At 33.4% G+C, this 19717-nt stretch carries 19 protein-coding genes and 3 tRNA genes; 14 read left to right on the forward strand and 8 right to left on the reverse strand.

All coding sequences use genetic code 11. The annotated features are described in order from the left end of the window. Positions 1-22: 22 nt before the first annotated feature. The 3 genes from DK442_RS22125 (at position 23) to DK442_RS22135 (ending at position 3131) form a co-directional block, all read left to right on the forward strand. Positions 23-1417 (forward strand): MFS transporter, encoded by a 1395-nt coding sequence (locus DK442_RS22125; RefSeq protein ID WP_235011009.1) that lies wholly within the window; start codon positions 23-25, stop codon positions 1415-1417. 12 nt (positions 1418-1429) lie between these two features. Further along, a complete protein-coding gene (locus DK442_RS22130; protein WP_109438099.1) occupies positions 1430-2617 on the forward strand; it encodes a glycosidase in 1188 nt (395 codons plus the stop codon). Between the two features lie 259 nt (positions 2618-2876). Next, entirely contained in the window at positions 2877-3131 is a 255-nt protein-coding gene (locus tag DK442_RS22135; protein WP_109438100.1) for a hypothetical protein, read from the forward strand. A gap of 72 nt (positions 3132-3203) precedes the next feature. Here the strand turns inward: DK442_RS22135 and DK442_RS22140 are convergent. The 3 genes from DK442_RS22140 to DK442_RS22150 form a co-directional block, all read right to left on the reverse strand. After that, positions 3204-3287 (reverse strand) — tRNA-Leu (locus tag DK442_RS22140). Positions 3288-3353: 66 nt separating this feature from the next. Further along, positions 3354-3426: transfer RNA gene (locus tag DK442_RS22145), tRNA-Lys, on the reverse strand. Between the two features lie 80 nt (positions 3427-3506). Further along, a tRNA-Lys gene (locus DK442_RS22150) sits at positions 3507-3579 on the reverse strand. 133 nt (positions 3580-3712) lie between these two features. On the opposite strand from DK442_RS22150, the gene DK442_RS22155 reads away from it, so the two are divergent. Next, the gene (locus DK442_RS22155) at positions 3713-4234 is read left to right on the forward strand and encodes a shikimate kinase (RefSeq protein ID WP_109438268.1); all 522 of its coding nucleotides are present in this window, start codon (positions 3713-3715) and stop codon (positions 4232-4234) included. Here the strand turns inward: DK442_RS22155 and DK442_RS22160 are convergent. Then, the gene (locus DK442_RS22160; RefSeq protein WP_109438269.1) at positions 4226-4726 is read right to left on the reverse strand and encodes a phosphoribosyltransferase family protein; all 501 of its coding nucleotides are present in this window, start codon (positions 4724-4726) and stop codon (positions 4226-4228) included. The two genes, DK442_RS22155 and DK442_RS22160, sit on opposite strands and share 9 nt — an antisense overlap. A gap of 137 nt (positions 4727-4863) precedes the next feature. Next, entirely contained in the window at positions 4864-5259 is a 396-nt protein-coding gene (locus DK442_RS22165; RefSeq protein WP_109438101.1) for an RNA-binding S4 domain-containing protein, read from the reverse strand. Between the two features lie 90 nt (positions 5260-5349). Here DK442_RS22165 and DK442_RS22170 point away from each other — a divergent pair, with 90 nt between their 5' ends. After that, positions 5350-6312, forward strand: a complete 963-nt coding sequence (locus tag DK442_RS22170; protein ID WP_109438102.1) for an FKBP-type peptidyl-prolyl cis-trans isomerase — start codon at positions 5350-5352, stop codon at positions 6310-6312. A gap of 43 nt (positions 6313-6355) precedes the next feature. Here the strand turns inward: DK442_RS22170 and DK442_RS22175 are convergent, their stop codons facing one another. The 3 genes from DK442_RS22175 to DK442_RS22185 form a co-directional block, all read right to left on the reverse strand. Beyond that, positions 6356-6943, reverse strand: a complete 588-nt coding sequence (locus DK442_RS22175) for a porin family protein (RefSeq protein WP_109438103.1) — start codon at positions 6941-6943, stop codon at positions 6356-6358. Positions 6944-7107: 164 nt separating this feature from the next. Then, on the reverse strand, positions 7108-8061 hold the full coding sequence (locus DK442_RS22180) for a transketolase family protein (protein WP_109438104.1): 954 nt from the start codon (positions 8059-8061) through the stop codon (positions 7108-7110). Positions 8062-8082: 21 nt separating this feature from the next. Further along, entirely contained in the window at positions 8083-8928 is an 846-nt protein-coding gene (locus tag DK442_RS22185; protein ID WP_109438105.1) for a transketolase, read from the reverse strand. A 176-nt stretch (positions 8929-9104) separates the two neighbouring features. Between DK442_RS22185 and tgt the strand changes: the two genes are divergently transcribed. The 9 genes from tgt (at position 9105) to DK442_RS22230 (ending at position 19668) form a co-directional block, all read left to right on the forward strand. After that, positions 9105-10235 (forward strand): tRNA guanosine(34) transglycosylase Tgt, encoded by a 1131-nt coding sequence (gene tgt / locus DK442_RS22190; protein ID WP_109438106.1) that lies wholly within the window; start codon positions 9105-9107, stop codon positions 10233-10235. 1 nt (position 10236) lies between these two features. After that, on the forward strand, positions 10237-11307 hold the full coding sequence (locus tag DK442_RS22195) for an LptF/LptG family permease (RefSeq protein ID WP_109438107.1): 1071 nt from the start codon (positions 10237-10239) through the stop codon (positions 11305-11307). Beyond that, positions 11294-12226: a DMT family transporter gene (locus DK442_RS22200; protein ID WP_109438108.1), complete on the forward strand. Its 933-nt coding sequence runs from the start codon at positions 11294-11296 to the stop codon at positions 12224-12226. Before DK442_RS22195 ends, DK442_RS22200 begins: the two co-directional genes overlap by 14 nt. A 52-nt stretch (positions 12227-12278) precedes the next feature. After that, on the forward strand, positions 12279-13232 hold the full coding sequence (locus tag DK442_RS22205; protein WP_109438109.1) for an acetyl-CoA carboxylase carboxyltransferase subunit alpha: 954 nt from the start codon (positions 12279-12281) through the stop codon (positions 13230-13232). A gap of 168 nt (positions 13233-13400) precedes the next feature. Then, entirely contained in the window at positions 13401-14945 is a 1545-nt protein-coding gene (gene dnaB / locus DK442_RS22210; protein WP_109438110.1) for a replicative DNA helicase, read from the forward strand. A gap of 118 nt (positions 14946-15063) precedes the next feature. Continuing rightward, complete coding sequence (locus DK442_RS22215) at positions 15064-16248, forward strand: asparagine synthetase B (RefSeq protein WP_109438270.1); 1185 nt, start codon at positions 15064-15066, stop codon at positions 16246-16248. A 108-nt stretch (positions 16249-16356) separates the two neighbouring features. Next, on the forward strand, positions 16357-17358 hold the full coding sequence (locus DK442_RS22220) for a DKNYY domain-containing protein (RefSeq protein WP_160114298.1): 1002 nt from the start codon (positions 16357-16359) through the stop codon (positions 17356-17358). A gap of 83 nt (positions 17359-17441) precedes the next feature. Further along, positions 17442-18254 carry a hypothetical protein gene (locus DK442_RS22225; RefSeq protein WP_109438112.1) on the forward strand — a complete coding sequence of 271 codons (813 nt, stop codon included), beginning with the start codon at positions 17442-17444 and terminating at the stop codon, positions 18252-18254. A gap of 292 nt (positions 18255-18546) precedes the next feature. After that, positions 18547-19668 (forward strand): alanine--glyoxylate aminotransferase family protein, encoded by a 1122-nt coding sequence (locus DK442_RS22230; protein WP_109438113.1) that lies wholly within the window; start codon positions 18547-18549, stop codon positions 19666-19668. Positions 19669-19717 lie beyond the last annotated feature (49 nt).

Raw genomic sequence — 19717 nt, forward strand, 5'->3', positions numbered from 1 at the left:
AATATTCAATAAAAACTTAATAATGCAGCAATTAAAACTCAAAGAAAAAGTGGGGTATGGGTTTGGCGATTTCGCCTCATCTATGTTTTGGAAACTCTTTTCAATGTATTTGTTATTCTTCTACACCGATGTCTTTGGGATTTCTGCTGCAATGGTAGGGACTATGTTCCTGGTTACAAGAATATTTGATGGTGTAAATGATCCTATAATGGGAATTATAGCAGATAGAACAAATACCAAATGGGGTAAATTTAGACCTTATCTCCTCTGGATGGCTATTCCGTTTGCAATAATAGGTATACTTACTTTTACAACTCCAGATCTTGAGACTCCCCATAAATTGATATATGCTTATATCACATATACACTTATGATGATTGTGTATACAACTGTAAATGTGCCTTATGCATCATTATTAGGAGTAATGACTTCTAATATTAAAGAAAGAACTTCATTAGCAACGTATAGATTTGTTTTTGCCTTTGCAGGAAGTATTTTGGTTCTTGCTTTTGCAGAGCCATTAGTAAGTATATTTAGTAAAACTGATTCGGGGATAGAAGATGCTGCAAAAGGATGGCAATATGCTGTAATTATATTCGGAATTATTGCTGCATTACTTTTTTATTTTACATTTTCCTTTACCAGGGAAAGAATTAGTCCTCCTAAAGGACAAAAAATATCCCTTACCTCAGACTTGAAGGATCTAGCCAAAAATAAACCTTGGTTTATTCTTTTGGGAGCGGGAGTATGTTCTTTGATTTTCAATTCACTTAGAGATGGTTCTACGATATATTATTTTAAATATTATTTTGAAAATCAAGATGCTTTCCATCTTCCTGTTATAAATGTTGACATAACATATAGCACTTTGTATCTGGTACTTGGGCAAATAGCAAATATTATCGGTGTTGTATTGGCTAAGCCGGTTTCAAGCAGAATTGGTAAAAAAGATACATTTTTATTCGCTATGATTTTGGCTACAATACTAAGTTGTATTTTCTTTTGGTTTAAAGAAAGCAACATAGAACTCATATTTATTTTTCAGTTTTTGATTAGTATATGTGCAGGAATTATTTTCCCATTGTTGTGGTCTATGTATGCAGATATAGCTGATTTTTCAGAATGGAAAACAGGAAGAAGGGCGACGGGATTAATTTTTTCATCTTCTTCGATGTCTCAAAAAATGGGATGGACTCTGGGAGGCGCTCTCACGGGTTGGATGTTGGCGTACTATGGATTCGAAGCTAATGCCGTTCAAACCGAAGATGCAAAAGTTGGAATTCGAATGATGCTTAGTTTTATTCCCGCAATTGGAGCAATTGGCTCTGCGATCTTCATCTATTTTTACAAGCTTGATGATCAATTTGTGCTACAGATTAATAAGGAATTAACAGAAAGAAGAGAAAAAGAACTTTAATATTAATATGATATGTCGAACGAAATACAGCTACCTCCAGTAAAAGGGTTTGAGGAATTATTTAAAGAACACGAAAATTTACTAAATACAAGGAATAATCCAATAACAGAAAATAACGGAATTTATCAGAGATATGAATACCCTATAATAACTGCTGATCATGTTCCATTACATTGGAGATATGACTTAAATATAAAAACTAACCCATGGAGACAAGAGCGTATTGGGGTTAATGCGACTTTTAATGCAGGTGCAATTAAATGGAATGATGGGTATGTTTTATGTGTAAGAGTAGAGGGGTATGATCGAAAATCCTTTTTTGCTATTGCAGAAAGCCCAAATGGAATCGATAATTTTCGATTTTGGGAAAAGCCCATTCATATGCCCGAAACAGGAGATCCGGATACTAATGTGTATGATATGCGTTTAATACCTCATGAGGATGGATGGGTTTATGGGGTTTTTTGTACAGAACGAAAAGATCCTAAAGCTCCTTTGGGAGATGTTTCTAGTGCTATTGCAAATGCAGGAATTGCAAGAACTAAAGATTTATTGCATTGGGAACGACTCCCGGATTTAGTAACACCATCAAATCAACAACGAAATGTGGTGTTGCATCCCGAATTTGTAAACGGAAAATATTGCTTATATACAAGGCCACAGGATGGTTTTATTGAAACAGGATCTGGAGGAGGAATAGGAATAGGATATGCTGAATCAATGAGCAAAGCTATTATCAAAGAAGAGAAAGTCATTTTTAATAAAAAGTTTCATACCATATATGAGCTAAAAAATGGTTTAGGTCCAGCGCCTTTAAAAACAAAAGAAGGTTGGTTGCATATGGCTCATGGAGTACGTAATACTGCTGCAGGTCTAAGATATGTGCTGTATGTGTTTATGACCGAATTAGAAGATATTACAAAAATAAAATATCAGCCTGGAGGATATTTTATGGCACCTAATGATAAGGAGATTATTGGTGATGTAGGTAATGTATTATTTTCAAATGGTTGGATCAAAGATGAGGATGGAACAGTCTTTATTTACTATGCCTCTTCTGATGTTCGTATGCATGTAGCAGTCTCTTCTATAGATAAATTGATTGATTATTGTAAAAATACTCCAGAAGATTCTTATAGTAGTATAGGATCAGTAAATTCTATTTTTAAACTTATAGAACAAAATCAGCATTATCGATAAAGAGATGATTTATACGCGAGTTTTGATTCCAGAGTTTTAGCATAAAGGATACAATTACTATCTATTTGAAAAAACCGAATTGTGATTGTAAAAAGTAATAAATTTTGATAAGTTTAAAATTGATTATAGTAGTCTGAATTTAACCGAATTGATAGATTTGTAGATATTTGCAATTAAAAATTGAAGATTTTATATATATTAGTCTCTATTTTTTAAAATTCAATAAAGTTTTTAAAATTTTATTTAAACTCAACGGCTAATGAAGATTGATGAAAATTTAATAGTAGAGTACGTGCGAGAAGCAATGAAAAAAGGCTATTTGAAAATTGTTGACCATCGTAAAAATATATTAGTCATTGATGATGGGGTCTTTAAATTAAATGGTTGGCAACAGCCAAAAGAAAAAAATGCTCTCGAATATATTTTTCTAGAAGCTTTTAGATTAACCCGATATATTAAATTTAATACTTTAGAATTTGAAAGAAGAGGTTCTAGGTGGTCAAAGAAGAGCTAGCTACTTATTTCTATTTCAAGATATTCTTACTACTCCGTTTTAGCTATTAATTATAGTTCATTTTTGAAATAGTGCCCAGAGCGGGAGTCGAACCCGCACGCCCTAATGGACACATGGCCCTCAACCATGCCTGTCTACCAATTCCAGCACCTGGGCAATAAATTAACACTACAATATAACATAAAACTAAAAAAGTATCGTAGAAACTACGATACTTTTTAGTGACCGGGCTGGGGCTCGAACCCAGGACCCTCTCCTTAAAAGGGAGATGCTCTACCAACTGAGCTACCAGGTCATAGATAATTTATTTATCAAAATATTTTAAGAACTAAATAGATAATACTATATATAAAATAATTAGTATCTATTTCTTAGTGACCGGGCTGGGGCTCGAACCCAGGACCCTCTCCTTAAAAGGGAGATGCTCTACCAACTGAGCTACCAGGTCATACATTCTTTTTCCTTGAATGCGGGTGCAAATATACTATCATTAATTTATTTTTCAAGAAGAAATTGATATAAATTTGCATTTTATTTTAAATGATATTTCTTTTGAGCAATATCAACTTAATTTTTATGATATGAGTATAGTTTTAATTGGGTATATGGGGAGCGGAAAATCCTTGGTAGGCAGAGACTTGGCAAAAAAAATGAAATTAGAATATCTTGATTTGGATGAATATATAGAAAATCAAGAAAAAAAAACAATTTCAAAAATTTTTGAAGATCACGGCGAGATATATTTCAGAAAAAAGGAATCATTATACCTAAAAGAGGTCTTAGATAAGCATACTGATAGTGTAATTTCACTTGGCGGAGGTACACCTTGTTTTGCGGGAAATCTTGAAATTGTGAAAGAAAATGAAAATACAAAAAGTATTTACTTACAAACATCATTGGATGAACTGACAAAAAGATTATTTGCAGAACGGAATAAAAGACCGCTAATTGCTCATATCACAACGATCGATGAACTTAAAGATTTTGTTCGTAAACATCTTTTCGAAAGATCCTTCTACTATAATCAAGCCGATTATAAGGTGGTTACAGATCAAAAAGATGCAAATCAAATAAGTGAAGAAAGTATTTCTGCGTTATTTTAGATATGCACGATCTTCTCCTCCAAATTGTACTATGACATGCTCATGTAATGAAGTGGATAAAGAAATACCTTTAAAATCTGCCTTGATAGGATATTTCTTGTGATTTCTGTTTACTAAAACCGCGGTTTTAAACCTAATTAAAGGAACATCTAAAAAGTGTTTTACACCATAGATAAGAGCTGTTCCCGAATTAAGAACATCATCAGCAAGAATTAAAGACTTGTTTTTATATTCAGAAGAGTTTAACGATGTCTTTACAGTATTTTGAGGAGATTTTTTATCCATTGTGACTGTGCATAACGTAACCTGGATGTTTGAAATATCTTCTAATGTCTCTTTTAATCTCTGTGCAAAAACGTATCCGTTTTCTGCAATTCCGGCAATTATGATTTCTTTTTCGTCTACATTAGTTTCGTAGATTTGATATGCAATTCGTTTTATTTTATGTTGTATTTGCTCGTGCGTAAGGATTATATTGTGGTCTGTTTGCATACTTAGATTCATTAGTCACTATTATAGAATAACAGGTAGACGATTAAAGATTTTCAAATATAAAAAAGAGTTTGTTAACCTTGATGCAATCTATCAAATTCTAACGGTTTTGCGAATTTTAGAAACTTTTACCTAAACTATTCTTCTTCTTCACTCGCAGTATTCGTGCCATCAGTATACCAATCATCGATATCTCGTCTATCTTTTTTTGTAGGCCTTCCAGTCCCTTTTTTTCGATAATAATCTTTAGAATACTTTAAAAGGTCTAATTTTTGCAACGCTTCCTTAGGAGTGGTGTCTTTACGGTATATATCGACGAGCTTTGCTCCAATTCGATTATCAGGTGTATCTAATACAACAAGTTCATAGTTGATTTGATTTTTGCGAACGGTAATTTTATCCATTGGATAAATTTCTCTGGAAGGTTTAATAAGGGTGTCATTTACCCTAACTTTACCTTCTTTACATGCTTTTGTTGCGATACTTCTTGTTTTAAAGTATCTGATACACCATAAATATTTGTCAACTCGCATAAAAAAATATTAAAATGCGTTTTTATATTAAATAATTGTAAAGCAAAAGTACAAGAAAATCGTATCTTGCGCCTTCAAAAAAGTAATTAGATGAATGTAAGAAAATATATTTTTGCCATTATGTTGGTTGTGGTATCTTTATATGCTTGTAAAAGTGATGATGACGATGAAGCAGCAGCAGCTGTTCCTGCTAGAGATAGAGCAGAGCAACAAGTTACTGATGATGCAATGCTTCAGGAGTATTTAAAAACTCATTTTTATAAAGTTGAAGATGTGTTTATAAATGGAGATACTACTCCAGAATATCAAATTGTCAAATTAGATACTATCGAAGGAGCTAATAGTGGAGAGCCGGCAATTTTTGATTCTGACCTTTTGACTACCAAGAAAATCACTAGTAATGATGTAGAATATAATCTTTATATTCTAAATTTAAATAGAGGAGAAGGACCGCAACAACCCAGTTTTGCAGATTCTACTTTGGTAACCTATAAGGGTGAATTGTTATTTGATGATGATAATGGATTCGATAGTGCGGTTACACCAGTATGGTTTAATCAGGTTAATTTAATAGAGGGTTGGAAGGAAGCTGTAGTAGATTTTAAGGGGACTCTTAGTGAAAATTTTGTTGAGAATTCTGATGGTACAGTATCAGCAATCGGTTTTGGACATATGGTGATATTTATTCCTTCGGGACTTGGGTATTTTAATACTTCTCAGCCTGGAATCCCATCATACTCACCTTTGATCTTTAATATACAACTATATAAAGTAAATCAAGCCGATCATGATAGAGACGGAATTCCTTCTGATCTTGAAGATCTTGATGGTGATCGTATAGTTGCAGATGATAATACCGATGGAGATGTATCTCCAAATTATCTTGATACTGATGATGATGGGGATGGTACACTAACCAGAGATGAAATTACAGTTACGGATAGTAATGCTGATGGTATTATAACAATAGATGAAATTACATTTTATGATGATGATGGGGATGGAGTGAGTAATCATCTCGACCCTGATGATAGAGATGTGAAAAATAATTAACAAAAAAACTCCGGTATATGTACCGGAGTTTTTTTGTTGGCTATTATAAATCCAGAGAGACGCCTATTATAAATTGATTAGGTCTAGAATCTACTCTAATTCCATCATCTATAGATTCTGCTCGGTTTTTACTTAACCCTCTCTCATATCTAATGTCTGCATTAAAACTCCCTAATTGTAAACCGGCTCCAAATTGTAGGCCAACGGTAAACTCGTTTTTGACATCACCAAGCCTTACGTCTTCCAGATCGTTTTCTACTATATATTGCAAAGAAGGTCCTCCAAAGACATGTATAGGCCCTAAAACAGAAATTCCCAGAAGAATAGGCAAGTCTAGTTTTTTGATATTATAATCAAGATCGGTTCCTCCAACATTAGTATATGTACTATTGTTTACAGTGTATTGTAATTCTGGTTTAAGATAAATATTGTCAGTTAATTTTCCTCTCAAAAATACACCTAGATGGTAGCCGACTCGATCGTCTGCCCGAACACTGGTTACATCTGCAACTTCGATTTTACCATTGTCTCCATAATTAAGACCAGCCTTTACTCCAAAAGTTATTTTTTTCTCCTGAGCAAAAAGAGAGCAAGAGATAAATAACAAAAAAAATACAAATACATTTTTCATTGTAAAATAATTTTACTTTAAAGATTAATAAATAATTTGAGTGATTTTGGTGTAATGGCTAGTGTTTATAAAACGATTAGAATACCTTTTTATTCTTTCTAAAAACAAAAAACCTTCTGAAATAAATCAGAAGGTTTTCTTAAATATGCTTTATTTTATAAGTATTATTTTCTTTGTATTGCTTTTTGAGAAGCTTTAACGATGGCTTCAGCGTTTAAACCATATTTTTCCATAAGTTGTGCAGGTGTTCCACTTTCTCCAAAAGTATCATTAGTAGCAATGAATTCTTGTGGAGTAGGATGATTTTTAGTTAGAACTCTAGAAACACTTTCTCCTAAACCTCCCAAGAAATTATGTTCTTCTGCAGTAACAACACAACCTGTTTTCTTTACAGAATTTAAGATTGCTTCGTCATCTAATGGTTTTATCGTGTGTATATTAATAACTTCTGCACTTATTCCTTGTTCTGATAATGATTCAGCGGCTTGTAATGCTTCCCAAACCAAGTGACCAGTCGCCACAATAGTAACATCAGTACCTTCTTGTAATAGAACGGCTTTTCCGATTTCGAATTTTTGATCTTCCGCAGTAAAATTAGCTACTTTTGGTCTACCAAAACGCAAGTAAACAGGACCTTGATGATCCGCTATGGCAATTGTAGCTGCTTTTGTTTGGTTATAATCACATGTGTTGATTACAGTCATCCCAGGAAGCATTTTCATAAGACCTATATCTTCAAGGATTTGGTGTGTAGCACCATCTTCTCCTAAAGTTAATCCAGCATGAGAAGCACAAATCTTTACATTTTTGCCACTATATGCGATAGATTGACGTATTTGATCATAAACGCGACCAGTCGAAAAATTTGCAAATGTTCCTGTAAAAGGAATTTTACCTCCTATGGTTAATCCGGCTGCAATTCCCATCATATTTGCTTCAGCAATACCTATCTGGAAAAAACGTTCAGGATGATTTGCAATAAAAGCATCCATTTTTAAAGAACCAATCAAATCAGCACATAAGGCTACTACATTTTCATTAGTTTTTCCCAATTCTTCCAAACCGGCTCCAAAACCAGAACGTGTATCCTTTTTTCCTGTATCTATATATTTTTTCATTTTGTTTTTAATTTGGGTAATTTAATAGTCACCTAATGTTTCAGGGTTTTGCTCTAATCCAATTGCTAGTTGCTCGTCATTAGGAGCTTTACCATGCCATGCATGAGTATGCATCATAAAATCAACTCCATTACCCATTACAGTGTGTAATAATACACAAACTGGTTTCCCTTTTCCTGTTCTGCTCTTAGCTTCCTGAAGTCCTTCAATTACAGCGTTGATATTATTACCATCTTTTACTTCCAAAACGTCCCATCCAAAAGCTTCAAATTTACCTTTTAGACTTCCCATAGCAAGTACATCATCGGTAGACCCATCAATTTGCTGACCATTAAGATCAATAGTAGCAATAATATTATCTACTTTTTTTCCAGCGGCATACATAATAGCTTCCCAATTTTGACCTTCTTGAAGCTCTCCATCACCATGAAGGCTATATACAAGATGAGGATCATTGTTTAGTTTCTTGGCTTGTGCTGCTCCCAGAGCGACAGACATTCCCTGTCCTAATGATCCAGAAGCAATTCTGATACCAGGAAGTCCCTCATGTGTAGTAGGGTGTCCTTGTAATCTGCTGTTGATTAGCCTGAAAGTGTTAAGTTCTTCTACAGGAAAGTATCCGCTTCTTGCCAATACGCTGTAGTACACAGGTGAAATATGACCATTAGATAGGAAGAAAATATCTTCACCTATACCATCCATGTCAAAATCGTCTTTTCGTTCTAAAACCTCTTGAAAAAGGGCGACAAAAAATTCTGTACAACCTAAAGAACCACCTGGATGACCAGAATTGACTTTGTGTACTTGTCTTAAAATGTCTCTGCGAACCTGTGTTGCAAAATCCTCTAATTGTTTTGTTTTTGGCATTATAATGCTGATTTCTTGATAATAAAAGCCCAAAAATACAGGTTTTGTATACGGTGACAAAATGTATACAGCGCTTTTAATTAAGAAACTATTGTTAATAACGAAAAGTTTTCGAAAACCTAAGTTTATCAAAGTGATTTTAGTTAGTTATCTTTGCGCTCTACCAAATAGGAATTATGCAATTTGACCTTTTGTCCAAAGACTCTCAAAGTAAAGCGAGAGCAGGAAAAATAACCACAGATCACGGTATTATCGAAACTCCAATTTTTATGCCGGTTGGTACTGTAGCTACTGTAAAAGGAGTACACCAAAGAGAGTTGAAAAATGATATTAACCCTGATATTATATTGGGAAATACATATCATTTATATTTAAGACCTCAAACACCAATTTTGGAAAAAGCAGGAGGACTGCATAAGTTCATGAATTGGGATAGAAATATTCTTACAGATAGTGGTGGATATCAGGTGTATTCTTTGTCAGCTAATCGTAAGATAAAAGAAGAAGGCGTAAAGTTTAAATCGCATATAGATGGCTCTTATCATGTTTTTACTCCAGAAAATGTAATGGAGATTCAGCGTACAATTGGAGCAGATATTATTATGGCTTTCGATGAGTGTACTCCGTACCCTTGTGACTATAGATATGCAAAAAGAAGTATGCATATGACTCATAGGTGGTTGGATCGTTGTATGCAACATTTAGAAAAAATTCCGGTTAAGTATGGGTATGATCAAGCTTTTTTTCCGATTGTGCAAGGAAGTACATATAAAGATCTAAGAGAACAATCTGCAGAGTATATTGCAAATGCAGGAGCTGTGGGTAATGCAATAGGAGGATTATCTGTAGGAGAACCAGCTGAAGAAATGTATGCAATGACAGAGGTTGTCACTAATATTTTACCAGAAGATAAACCAAGGTATCTTATGGGAGTGGGTACGCCTATTAACATATTAGAAAATATTGCTTTGGGGGTAGATATGTTTGATTGCGTTATGCCTACGCGTAATGCGCGAAATGGAATGTTATTTACGGCACATGGTACTATTAACATAAAAAATAAAAAATGGGAAGATGATTTTTCTGCAATTGATGAGATGGGAATCACCTTTGTAGACACAGAGTATTCAAAAGCTTATCTAAGACATCTATTCTCTGTAAATGAATTGTTAGGGAAACAGATTGCAACCATACATAATTTAGGCTTTTATTTATGGTTGGTTAGAGAGGCAAGAAAACATATATTAGCTGGGGATTTTAATTCCTGGAAAAATATGATGGTTAAACAAATGGATAAAAGATTATAGATTGAAGATATTAGATTGGTACATACTTAAAAGGTATTTAGGTACATTTTTTACAATGATTCTGTTGTTTATTCCGATAGGAATTATAGTAGATCTTTCTGAAAAAATAGATAACATGCTAGAACATAGTGTTCCTTTTAATGCTATAGTTGGGTATTATCTTGATTTTACGGTCTATTTTGCCAATTTATTATTTCCACTTTTTGTATTTCTATCTGTAATTTGGTTTACATCTAAGCTGGCAAATAAAACCGAAATTATTGCTTTTTTGAGTTCAGGGGTTTCTTTCTGGAGGTTTCTTCGCCCTTATATGATTGGAGCTGTTCTCATTTGTCTAGGTGCATTGGTTATGGGATTATTTCTAGCACCAAGAGCTAGTAAAGGGTTTAATGAATTTAAATATTCTTATCTTAAGAAAGGACGAAAAGTACAGGATACTAAGAACATATATCGTCAACTTAATGATAGTGTCTTTCTATATGCCAATAATTTTAAACCTTTAGATAAATCTGCGACTAACTTTACTATAGAATATTTTAGCGGTAATACATTAACAACAAAGATATCTGCCAAAAAAATTACATTTAAAGACAGTATTTATGAATTACAAAATTATGTAAAACGAAGAGTTTTAAAAGATAGAGATATTATCGAGAAAGGTAAGACAAAAGATACAGTCTTACCTTTTAATATTGATGAATTTACATCCGTCTCTTACGTCGCTGAAACTCTTAATTATGCAGAACTTAGTAAGTTTATAGAGAAAGAAAGTAAAAGAGGATCTTCTGACATTAATAGATATAAGGTAGTTGCATATAAAAGATGGAGTTTGCCGATATCAGCATTTATCCTAACCATTATTGGAGTAGCAGTTTCATCTATGAAAAGAAGAGGAGGTATGGGGGTGAACCTTGCTGTAGGTATTTCTTTGGCTTTTGTTTTTATATTTTTTGATAAAGTTTTGGGGACCCTTGCTAATCAGTCTGATTTTCCACCTATTGTAGCGGTCTGGTTTCCCAATATATCCTTCGGAATTTTAGCTATATATTTATTATACAATGCCAAACGCTAAATTTAAAAATTATCTGCATTTACATTTTATAGTATTTGTTTGGGGATTTACCGCAATACTTGGCGAGTTATTATCAATTGAAGCATTGCCACTAGTTTGGTATAGAATGTTATTAGCATCTGGATTTATTCTTGGGTACATCTACTTTAAGAAAATATCGTTAACCATCTCAAGGAAATTGTTTTTTATCCTTTTTTTTGCTGGTATTGTTATTGCGTTACACTGGATTACCTTTTTTGCAGCAATCAAGGTTTCTAATGTTTCTATTACTTTAGCAATGCTATCTACAGGTGCGTTCTTTACATCAATCCTAGAGCCAATCTTTTATAAGAGAAAAGTGATTTGGTATGAAGTACTTTTTGGAGTACTTGTAATTACAGGTTTGTATATTATTTTTCAAGTAGAAGGGGATTATCTTTTAGGAATCATATATGCATTGTGTTCCGCATTTTTATCTTCTGTTTTTTCTTTAATGAATGGAAAAATAGCCCAACAATATAATCCTTCAATGATTTCTTTTTATGAGTTATTAAGTGGTGTAGGGGTAATTACACTTTATTTATTGGGATTAACAATTTTTGGAACATCTACAGAAGGTTTTACAGTTTCTTTTTTTCAACTATCTACTTCTGATTGGGTGTATATGTTGATACTGGCATCTGTTTGTACAGCATATGCTTTTATAGGTTCTGTGAAGGTAATGAAGTATTTAAGTCCTTATACGGTAATGTTAACAATCAACTTAGAACCTGTTTATGGTATACTATTAGCATTTTTAATTTTTGGTGAAACAGAAAAGATGAACCCCCAGTTTTACTACGGAGCAATCATTATTTTGTCTACAGTTGTTTTGAATGGAATATTCAAAAATGCTAAAAAAAGAAAAAGACAGACAACTTTAGGTAACATTACGAAGTAAAGTTTTTATATTTGTCCGCTAACCCTAGTTAATATAAATTATATTCTTAGTTATGGAATATTTAGAATTTGAACTCCCCATTAAAGAGCTTGAAGAACAATTCGAGAAGGCTTGCGCCATAGGTGAAGAGAGTGAAGTTGATGTAACAGACACCTGTAAGCAGATTGAAAAAAAACTGAAAGAAACCAAAAAAGAAATATATAAGAACCTTACTCCATGGCAAAGGGTTCAATTATCTAGACATCCTTCTAGACCTTATACCTTGGATTATATCGATGCAATTTGTGGAGAATCTTTCTTAGAACTGCATGGAGATCGAACTGTTCGTGATGATAAAGCGATGATTGGAGGTTTAGGAAAAATAGGAAACCAAAGTTTTATGTTTATTGGTCAGCAAAAAGGCTATAATACAAAAACAAGACAGTATCGTAATTTTGGAATGGCAAATCCAGAAGGATATCGCAAGGCACTCCGTTTAATGAAAAGTGCAGAGAAATTTAATATCCCTGTAGTTAGTTTTATTGACACACCAGGAGCTTATCCTGGATTAGAAGCAGAAGAACGTGGACAAGGAGAAGCTATTGCTCGCAATATATTAGAAATGACTAGGCTTAAAGTTCCCGTAATTGTAATTATTATTGGTGAAGGAGCAAGTGGAGGAGCATTAGGAATAGGAGTAGGTGATAAAGTACTAATGCTTGAGAATGCATGGTATTCTGTTATTTCACCAGAAAATTGTTCTTCTATTTTATGGAGAAGCTGGGACCAAAAAGAACAAGCTGCAGAAGCACTAAAACTTACTGCAAAAGATAGTGTTAAACTGAAAGTGGTGGATGAAATCGTTAAAGAACCATTAGGAGGAGCTCATAGCGATCGGGAAACTACCTTCAAAACAGTACGAGATAAAATTCTATCATCTTTTGAAGAATTAAAAAACTTATCACCAGAAGTATTGGTTGAAAATCGTATGGAAAAATATGCGAATATGGGAGTCTTTAAAGATTAACCCTTAAAGAATCACTTACTACATAAATCTGAAGTTGTAAGCTTCAGATTTTTTTATGCTTATTAACAATAATATAAACTTATTAACAGTTCTTTTGTTGAAGACCGGTGAACATTCGTATCTTTATATGTAGGTACATCTCTTTACAATTTTTTTACATTCGTAGTCATGGAAAAAGTACAGCAAGCTCAGCAAATAAATTACGGTCGGGGGAACGTAATATCGCTGGAGAAAGGAAAAATACCTCCTCAAGCAGTTGATTTAGAGGAAGTTGTGCTTGGAGCAATGATGATTGATAAAAAAGGGGTTGATGAAATTATTGATATTCTTAATCCAGATGTTTTTTATCGAGAAGCGCATCAATATATATTCGAGGCTATATTTAAACTCTTCGAAAACTCTGAGCCAATCGACTTATTAACGGTTTCTACCCAATTAAAAAAAGACTCAAAGCTAGAACTGGCAGGAGGAGACTATTATTTAATACAATTAACTCAAAAAGTAGCATCTTCTGCCCATATAGAGTTTCATGCTCGTATTATTCTCCAGAAATATATTCAACGTAGTTTGATTAAAATTTCAAATGAGATTATAGAAGAATCATATGATGAAACTACAGACGTTTTTGATCTTTTGGATATGGCAGAATCCAGATTATATGAAGTCACACAAGGAAACATAAAACGATCTACAGAAAGTGCTCAAAATCTTGTAATACAAGCAAAGAAAAAAATACAAGAGATATCAAACAAAGAAGGAATGAGTGGAGTTCCTTCTGGATTCGATAAGCTTGATAAATTAACTTCGGGTTGGCAACCAAGTGATTTAATTATTGTAGCTGCTCGTCCAGGTATGGGTAAAACCGCTTTAACCTTATCGATGGCTAGAAATATGGCCGTAGGAAGTAATATTCCTGTAGCTTTTTTCTCTTTAGAGATGTCTTCAGTACAATTGATTACACGTTTGATCTCTTCAGAAACAGGACTTTCTTCAGAAAAACTACGTACGGGTAAATTAGAAAAACATGAGTGGGAGCAACTTAACGTAAAAGTCAAAGATTTAGAAAAGGCTCCTTTGTTTATTGATGATACGCCTTCTTTATCAATTTTTGATCTTAGAGCTAAGGCGCGACGTCTGGCATCGCAACATGGTATTAGAATGATTGTAATTGACTACCTTCAACTAATGACAGCTGGAGGAAGCGGTAAGAATGGAAACAGGGAACAAGAGATTTCTACAATTTCTCGTAACTTGAAAGCTTTGGCAAAAGAATTAAATATTCCCGTAATAGCCTTATCTCAGCTATCACGTGCAGTAGAAACTCGTGGAGGGAGCAAACGACCACTACTTAGTGACCTGCGTGAATCTGGAGCAATAGAACAGGATGCAGATATTGTTGCTTTTATTTTTAGACCAGAATATTACAAAATTGATGAGTGGGATGATGAAGAAAGATCACCTACTCAAGGGCAAGGAGAGTTCATTGTTGCAAAACACCGTAATGGTGGTTTAGAAAATATTAGGTTAAAATTTATTGGTCACTTAGGTAAATTTGATAACTTAGATGACTTTAGTACTCCTTTCGAATTTCATTCTAAGATGAATGATGGTGGGGAAGAAGAACCTTTTAAAACAGGTAATCTTCCTAGTGCAGATGAAGCTTTTGGGAGTAGCATAAATGATTCTAATGATGATGATGAAGTACCTTTTTAAAATATTTGCGACTCAGAGATCTACTTTTATGATTAAAAGAAGGATGCAATCTTTTGTTGTTTTATTATTTTTATTTCTATTTACATTTCAATCCTATGCTTCTTATGTATTGATACCAATGGATGCAGAAAGCCAGCAAAATCATCTAAAAGCTTATGGGATTACCTATTGGACTTTAAGTAAAGATCTGAAAGTAAAATGGTTGTTAAATTATAGAGGTGGTTCTTTTCTCTTGCCTGATACCGAAAATATAAGAAAAGAATGTACTATCCGAGGAATCTCTTATGAGGTACTTAGTGATGGAGAAACAGAAGAGATTCTTGAAGAAATTAGTAGTCCTTCTCAGAATATGGAAGCTGTAGTATTAGAAAAAGCACCTAAGATAGCTGTGTATTCTCCAAAGGGAAATCAGCCATGGGATGATGCTGTAACTATGGTGTTAACGTTTGCTGAAATTCCTTATGAAACGATATACGATAAAGAAGTTCTAGAAGATAATCTAATATTATATGACTGGTTGCATCTGCATCATGAGGACTTTACAGGACAATATGGTAAATTTTATGCTTCTTATAGAGCTGCACCCTGGTATATTAGAGAAAAAGCTGCAGCAGAAAAACTAGCTTTGGATTTGGGATATCCAAAGGTATCACAAGAAAAACTAGCGGTAGCTTTAAAAATTAGAGACTACGTTGTTGGAGGAGGATTTATGTTTGCAATGTGTAGTGCTACTGATAGTTTTGAGATTGCTTTGGCAGCAGAAGGAGTAGATATTTGTGAGCCTATGTTTGATGGAGATCCTAGCGAACCCGGATATCAGTCTAAAATTGACTATAATAAAACGTTTGCATTTAAAAACTTTACATTAGAACGCAGCCCGAATGTCTATGAGTTTTCTTCTATTGATATGACCAGAAATCGTCGTATCTCTAAAACCACAGATTATTTCACTCTCATGGATTTTTCTGCAAAATGGGACCCAATCCCAACAATGCTTTGCCAAAATCATACAGCCCTAGTAAAAGGTTTTATGGGGCAAACCACTGCATATAATCCAAATGAGATTAAATCCAATGTTCTGGTATTGGGTGAAAATAAGACAAATTCAGAAGCTCGTTATATACACGGAATCAAAGGAAAAGGTTTTTTTACATTTTATGGAGGACATGATCCCGAGGATTATACACATAGGGTGGGAGATCCGAAAACAGAACTGGAGTTGCACCCTAATTCTCCAGGGTATCGATTGATTTTAAATAATGTACTCTTTCCTGCTGCAAAAAAGAAAAAGCAAAAAACCTAAGCCTCAAAGTACTTCACTTATATACATAATTTCACTGTTTATTGGGATAAACTTATGTATTGCTTTTTATAGCTTTGTTTTTGATTCATAATATTGATGAAAAAAGTTATGATAAAAAAAGTATTAATGACATTAGCAGTAATATTTGTAATTATTATTTCATTGGTTGGATATGGAATTTATAGATTTTTTAACCCATTTGGTGAATTGGTTAATGAAGAAGTATCAGACTCCTATTTTTATTCTAGGGATAAAGAGCATATAATATATAGTCCAATGGGAAATTGGTTTTCCCTTGGGAAACATGAAATGGATGTTGATCTTTCTACTTTTAAGGTTCTGGGAAGGGATTATGCAAAAGATCAGCAATATGCTTATTTTAAGTCTAGAGCAATTAATTTTCAAATAGATGTGCCTTCATTTAATGTAAAAGAAGGGTATGTTCCTCTGGATAAAAATCATGTTTATGTTCTTGTAGATGATCTCTATTATTTAGACGATTCTAGGGAAGGTTTTAAGATCCTAGAAGATGCAGATCCAAATACATATGTACAATTAAATTATAATTTTGCAAAGGATAAAAATTTTGTGTTTAGAAATAATGAAAAAATTAAAGAAGTAAATCATGAATCTTTTGAAGTGATTAACGACGAGTTTTGTAAAGATAATAATGGGGTTTATTTTTATAGGTATCAAAAACCGCTACGTATAATAAAGGAAGTAAACCTCTCCGAAGTCGTAGCGTTGACCAATTCTTGTATTCGAGATGATAAGTATATTTATATACATATAGGTAGAAGAAATTATGAAGAAGTTGATGAGGTTATTAATATTCCTTTTAAAGATGTCGAAACGATTAAGTTTTTTGAAGATCATGCTTTTATTAAAGTAGATGACAAAATTTATTATGAAGGAGTTATTTTAGAAGCAGCAGATGCTTTTTCTTTTGAAGAAATTGGTTATGGATATGCTAAAGATGTGAAATATGTTTTTTTTAATGGGAAGGTGATACCGGGTGCAGATTCAAAAACATTTAAATATAATGATATGAAGTATACTTTTTCTGATAAAAATAATACTTACAAAGCAGGAGAAGTTGTAAAGAAATAAAAACTGTGATGATATTTATTGTAAGGTTAAGTTGTTAATACGACTACATCTGCTAAAATTAACTCATATCATACAGTTTAATTATGAAAAAACTAATCCCACTATTACTTTTAATTGTTGCTTTTGTATCCTGTAAGCAGGAAGTAAAAACAGAACAAGAAACTGTTGTTTCAGAACCAGTAAAAGAAGAAACTATTCCAGATCGATCAGGTAATTTTCCTGAAGATATAGCTGCTGTCTTTACAGCCCATGGAGGTATTCAAGCTTTTGACCAAATGAATACTCTAATTTTTGAAATGGTAAAGCCAGAAGGAAACGAAAAACATACTACTGATCTTAAAACACGTCATGCCCGTATCGAAACTGATAAATTTGCTTTAGGATTTGATGGAAATGAAGCTTGGTTAGAACAAGAAGATTCTACATCCTTCAAAGGAAACCCTCGTTTTTATCATAACCTAATGTTCTATTTTTATGCCATGCCCTTTGTGTTAGGAGATGAGGGTATTTCTTATGAAAAAATAGAAGATCTTAAAGTAGAGGATGTTTCATATCCCGGGTATAAAATATCATATGGTGATGGTATTGGAGATTCTCCTAAAGATAATTATTTTGTGTATTATGATGAAGCATCTAAAAAAATGAAGTTTTTAGGATACACAGTTACTTTTTTTAGTAAAGAAAAAAGTGAGAAAATCAATTTAATTGAATACTCTGATTGGAATGATGTAAACGGGCTATTGTTGCCTAAAACTCTTAAGTGGAGAGTATTTGAGAACGGTGTAGTAGGAGAGGTAAGGAGTGAAAGAAATTTTGCAAATGCTAACGCAAGTAAAGAAAAGCCTTCTCCCTCATTATTTAAAAAACCTACTGTAGAAGAAAGTAAAACATTATAAAATAAAAGATTATTTTAAAAAAGATGAACCCGTTACTATAGTAACGGGTTCATCTTTTTTAAACAAAGAAGCTGACTTTTTTTGATAAAAATTCCATGCCTTTTTTAAGAATTATACAAAATACATCTAACTTTTTATTGCCAAAATATAAGATTAGTATTCTTCAATATGATTTTCACTAAAATCAAGTGCATTTCAAAATTTTGGGTTTATAGAATTAGCTAACTTTATATCCTTTATTCAACTTTGATTACGAAAACGATATAGTTGATAACAAGTAAAAATCTAAATCATGTATAGCGAACTTAACACCAGTAATAGAATTTTGATGGGTCCAGGACCTTCTGATGCGCATCCAAGAGTACTTAAAGCAATGTCAACTCCTTTAATAGGACATTTAGATCCACAGTTCGTGACTATTATGGATGAGGTAAAAACAATGGTGCAGGATACGTTTATAACAAAGAATCATTTATCTTTTGTGGTCTCAGCTCCCGGAAGCGCAGGGATGGAAACTTGTTTGGTGAATTTATTAGAACCAGGTGATGATGTTATCATATGCATTAATGGGGTTTTTGGTGGTAGGATGGCTGATATTGCAGAACGATGTGGAGCAATTGTACATAAAGTCGAAGTAGCTTGGGGAACCGTAATATCACCAGAAGACATTAGGAAAGTATTAGACAAGTGTCCAAAACCAAAATTGTTAGCTCTTGTGCATGCAGAAACATCAACAGGTGCCTTACAGCCGATTAAAGAAATTAGTGACCTGATTCATAATGCAGGAGGTTTATTAATGGTTGATGCGGTGACTTCGTATTGCGGTGTAGAACTAAGAGTTGATGATTGGGGTATTGACGCAATATATACAGGAACACAAAAATGTCTTAGTGCTCCTCCAGGACTATCCCCGGTTAGTTTTTCTGATAGAGCGGTTAAGGTACTGGAAAATAGAAAAACTAAGGTGCAAAGCTGGTTTTTAGATCTTAGTTTAGTTAAGAACTACTGGGGTGGTGAAAAACGGGCTTATCATCATACAGCGCCAGTTTCATCTGTATATGCACTGAGAGAATCTTTACGTATCGTTTTAGAAGAAGGTTTGGAAAACAGATGGAAAAGGCATCAGCGGGTTCATGAAGTGCTAAAAACTAAATTAGAAAAATTAGGCTTTAGATATTTGGTAGAAGAACAATATAGGCTGCCAAACCTTAATTCTGTATTCTTACCTGATGGAAATGATGAAAGCGTAATACGTTCTATATTATTGAATGATTATAATATTGAAGTAGGAGGTGGGTTAGGTGCTTTTTCCGGAAAAATATGGAGAATTGGTATTATGGGAGAGAGTTGTACCTTTAATCACGTCAATATGTTGATCAGCGCTCTTGAAGATATGAAAGAATTTAATGCTTAAAATTTAAAATACACCCCGTAGTTTAAAAGACTACGGGGTGTATTGTTTT

Origin of the sequence: Aquimarina sp. AU119, from assembly GCF_900312735.1 — a bacterium.
In the GTDB taxonomy this organism is placed as follows: Bacteria; Bacteroidota; Bacteroidia; order Flavobacteriales; family Flavobacteriaceae; genus Aquimarina; species Aquimarina algiphila.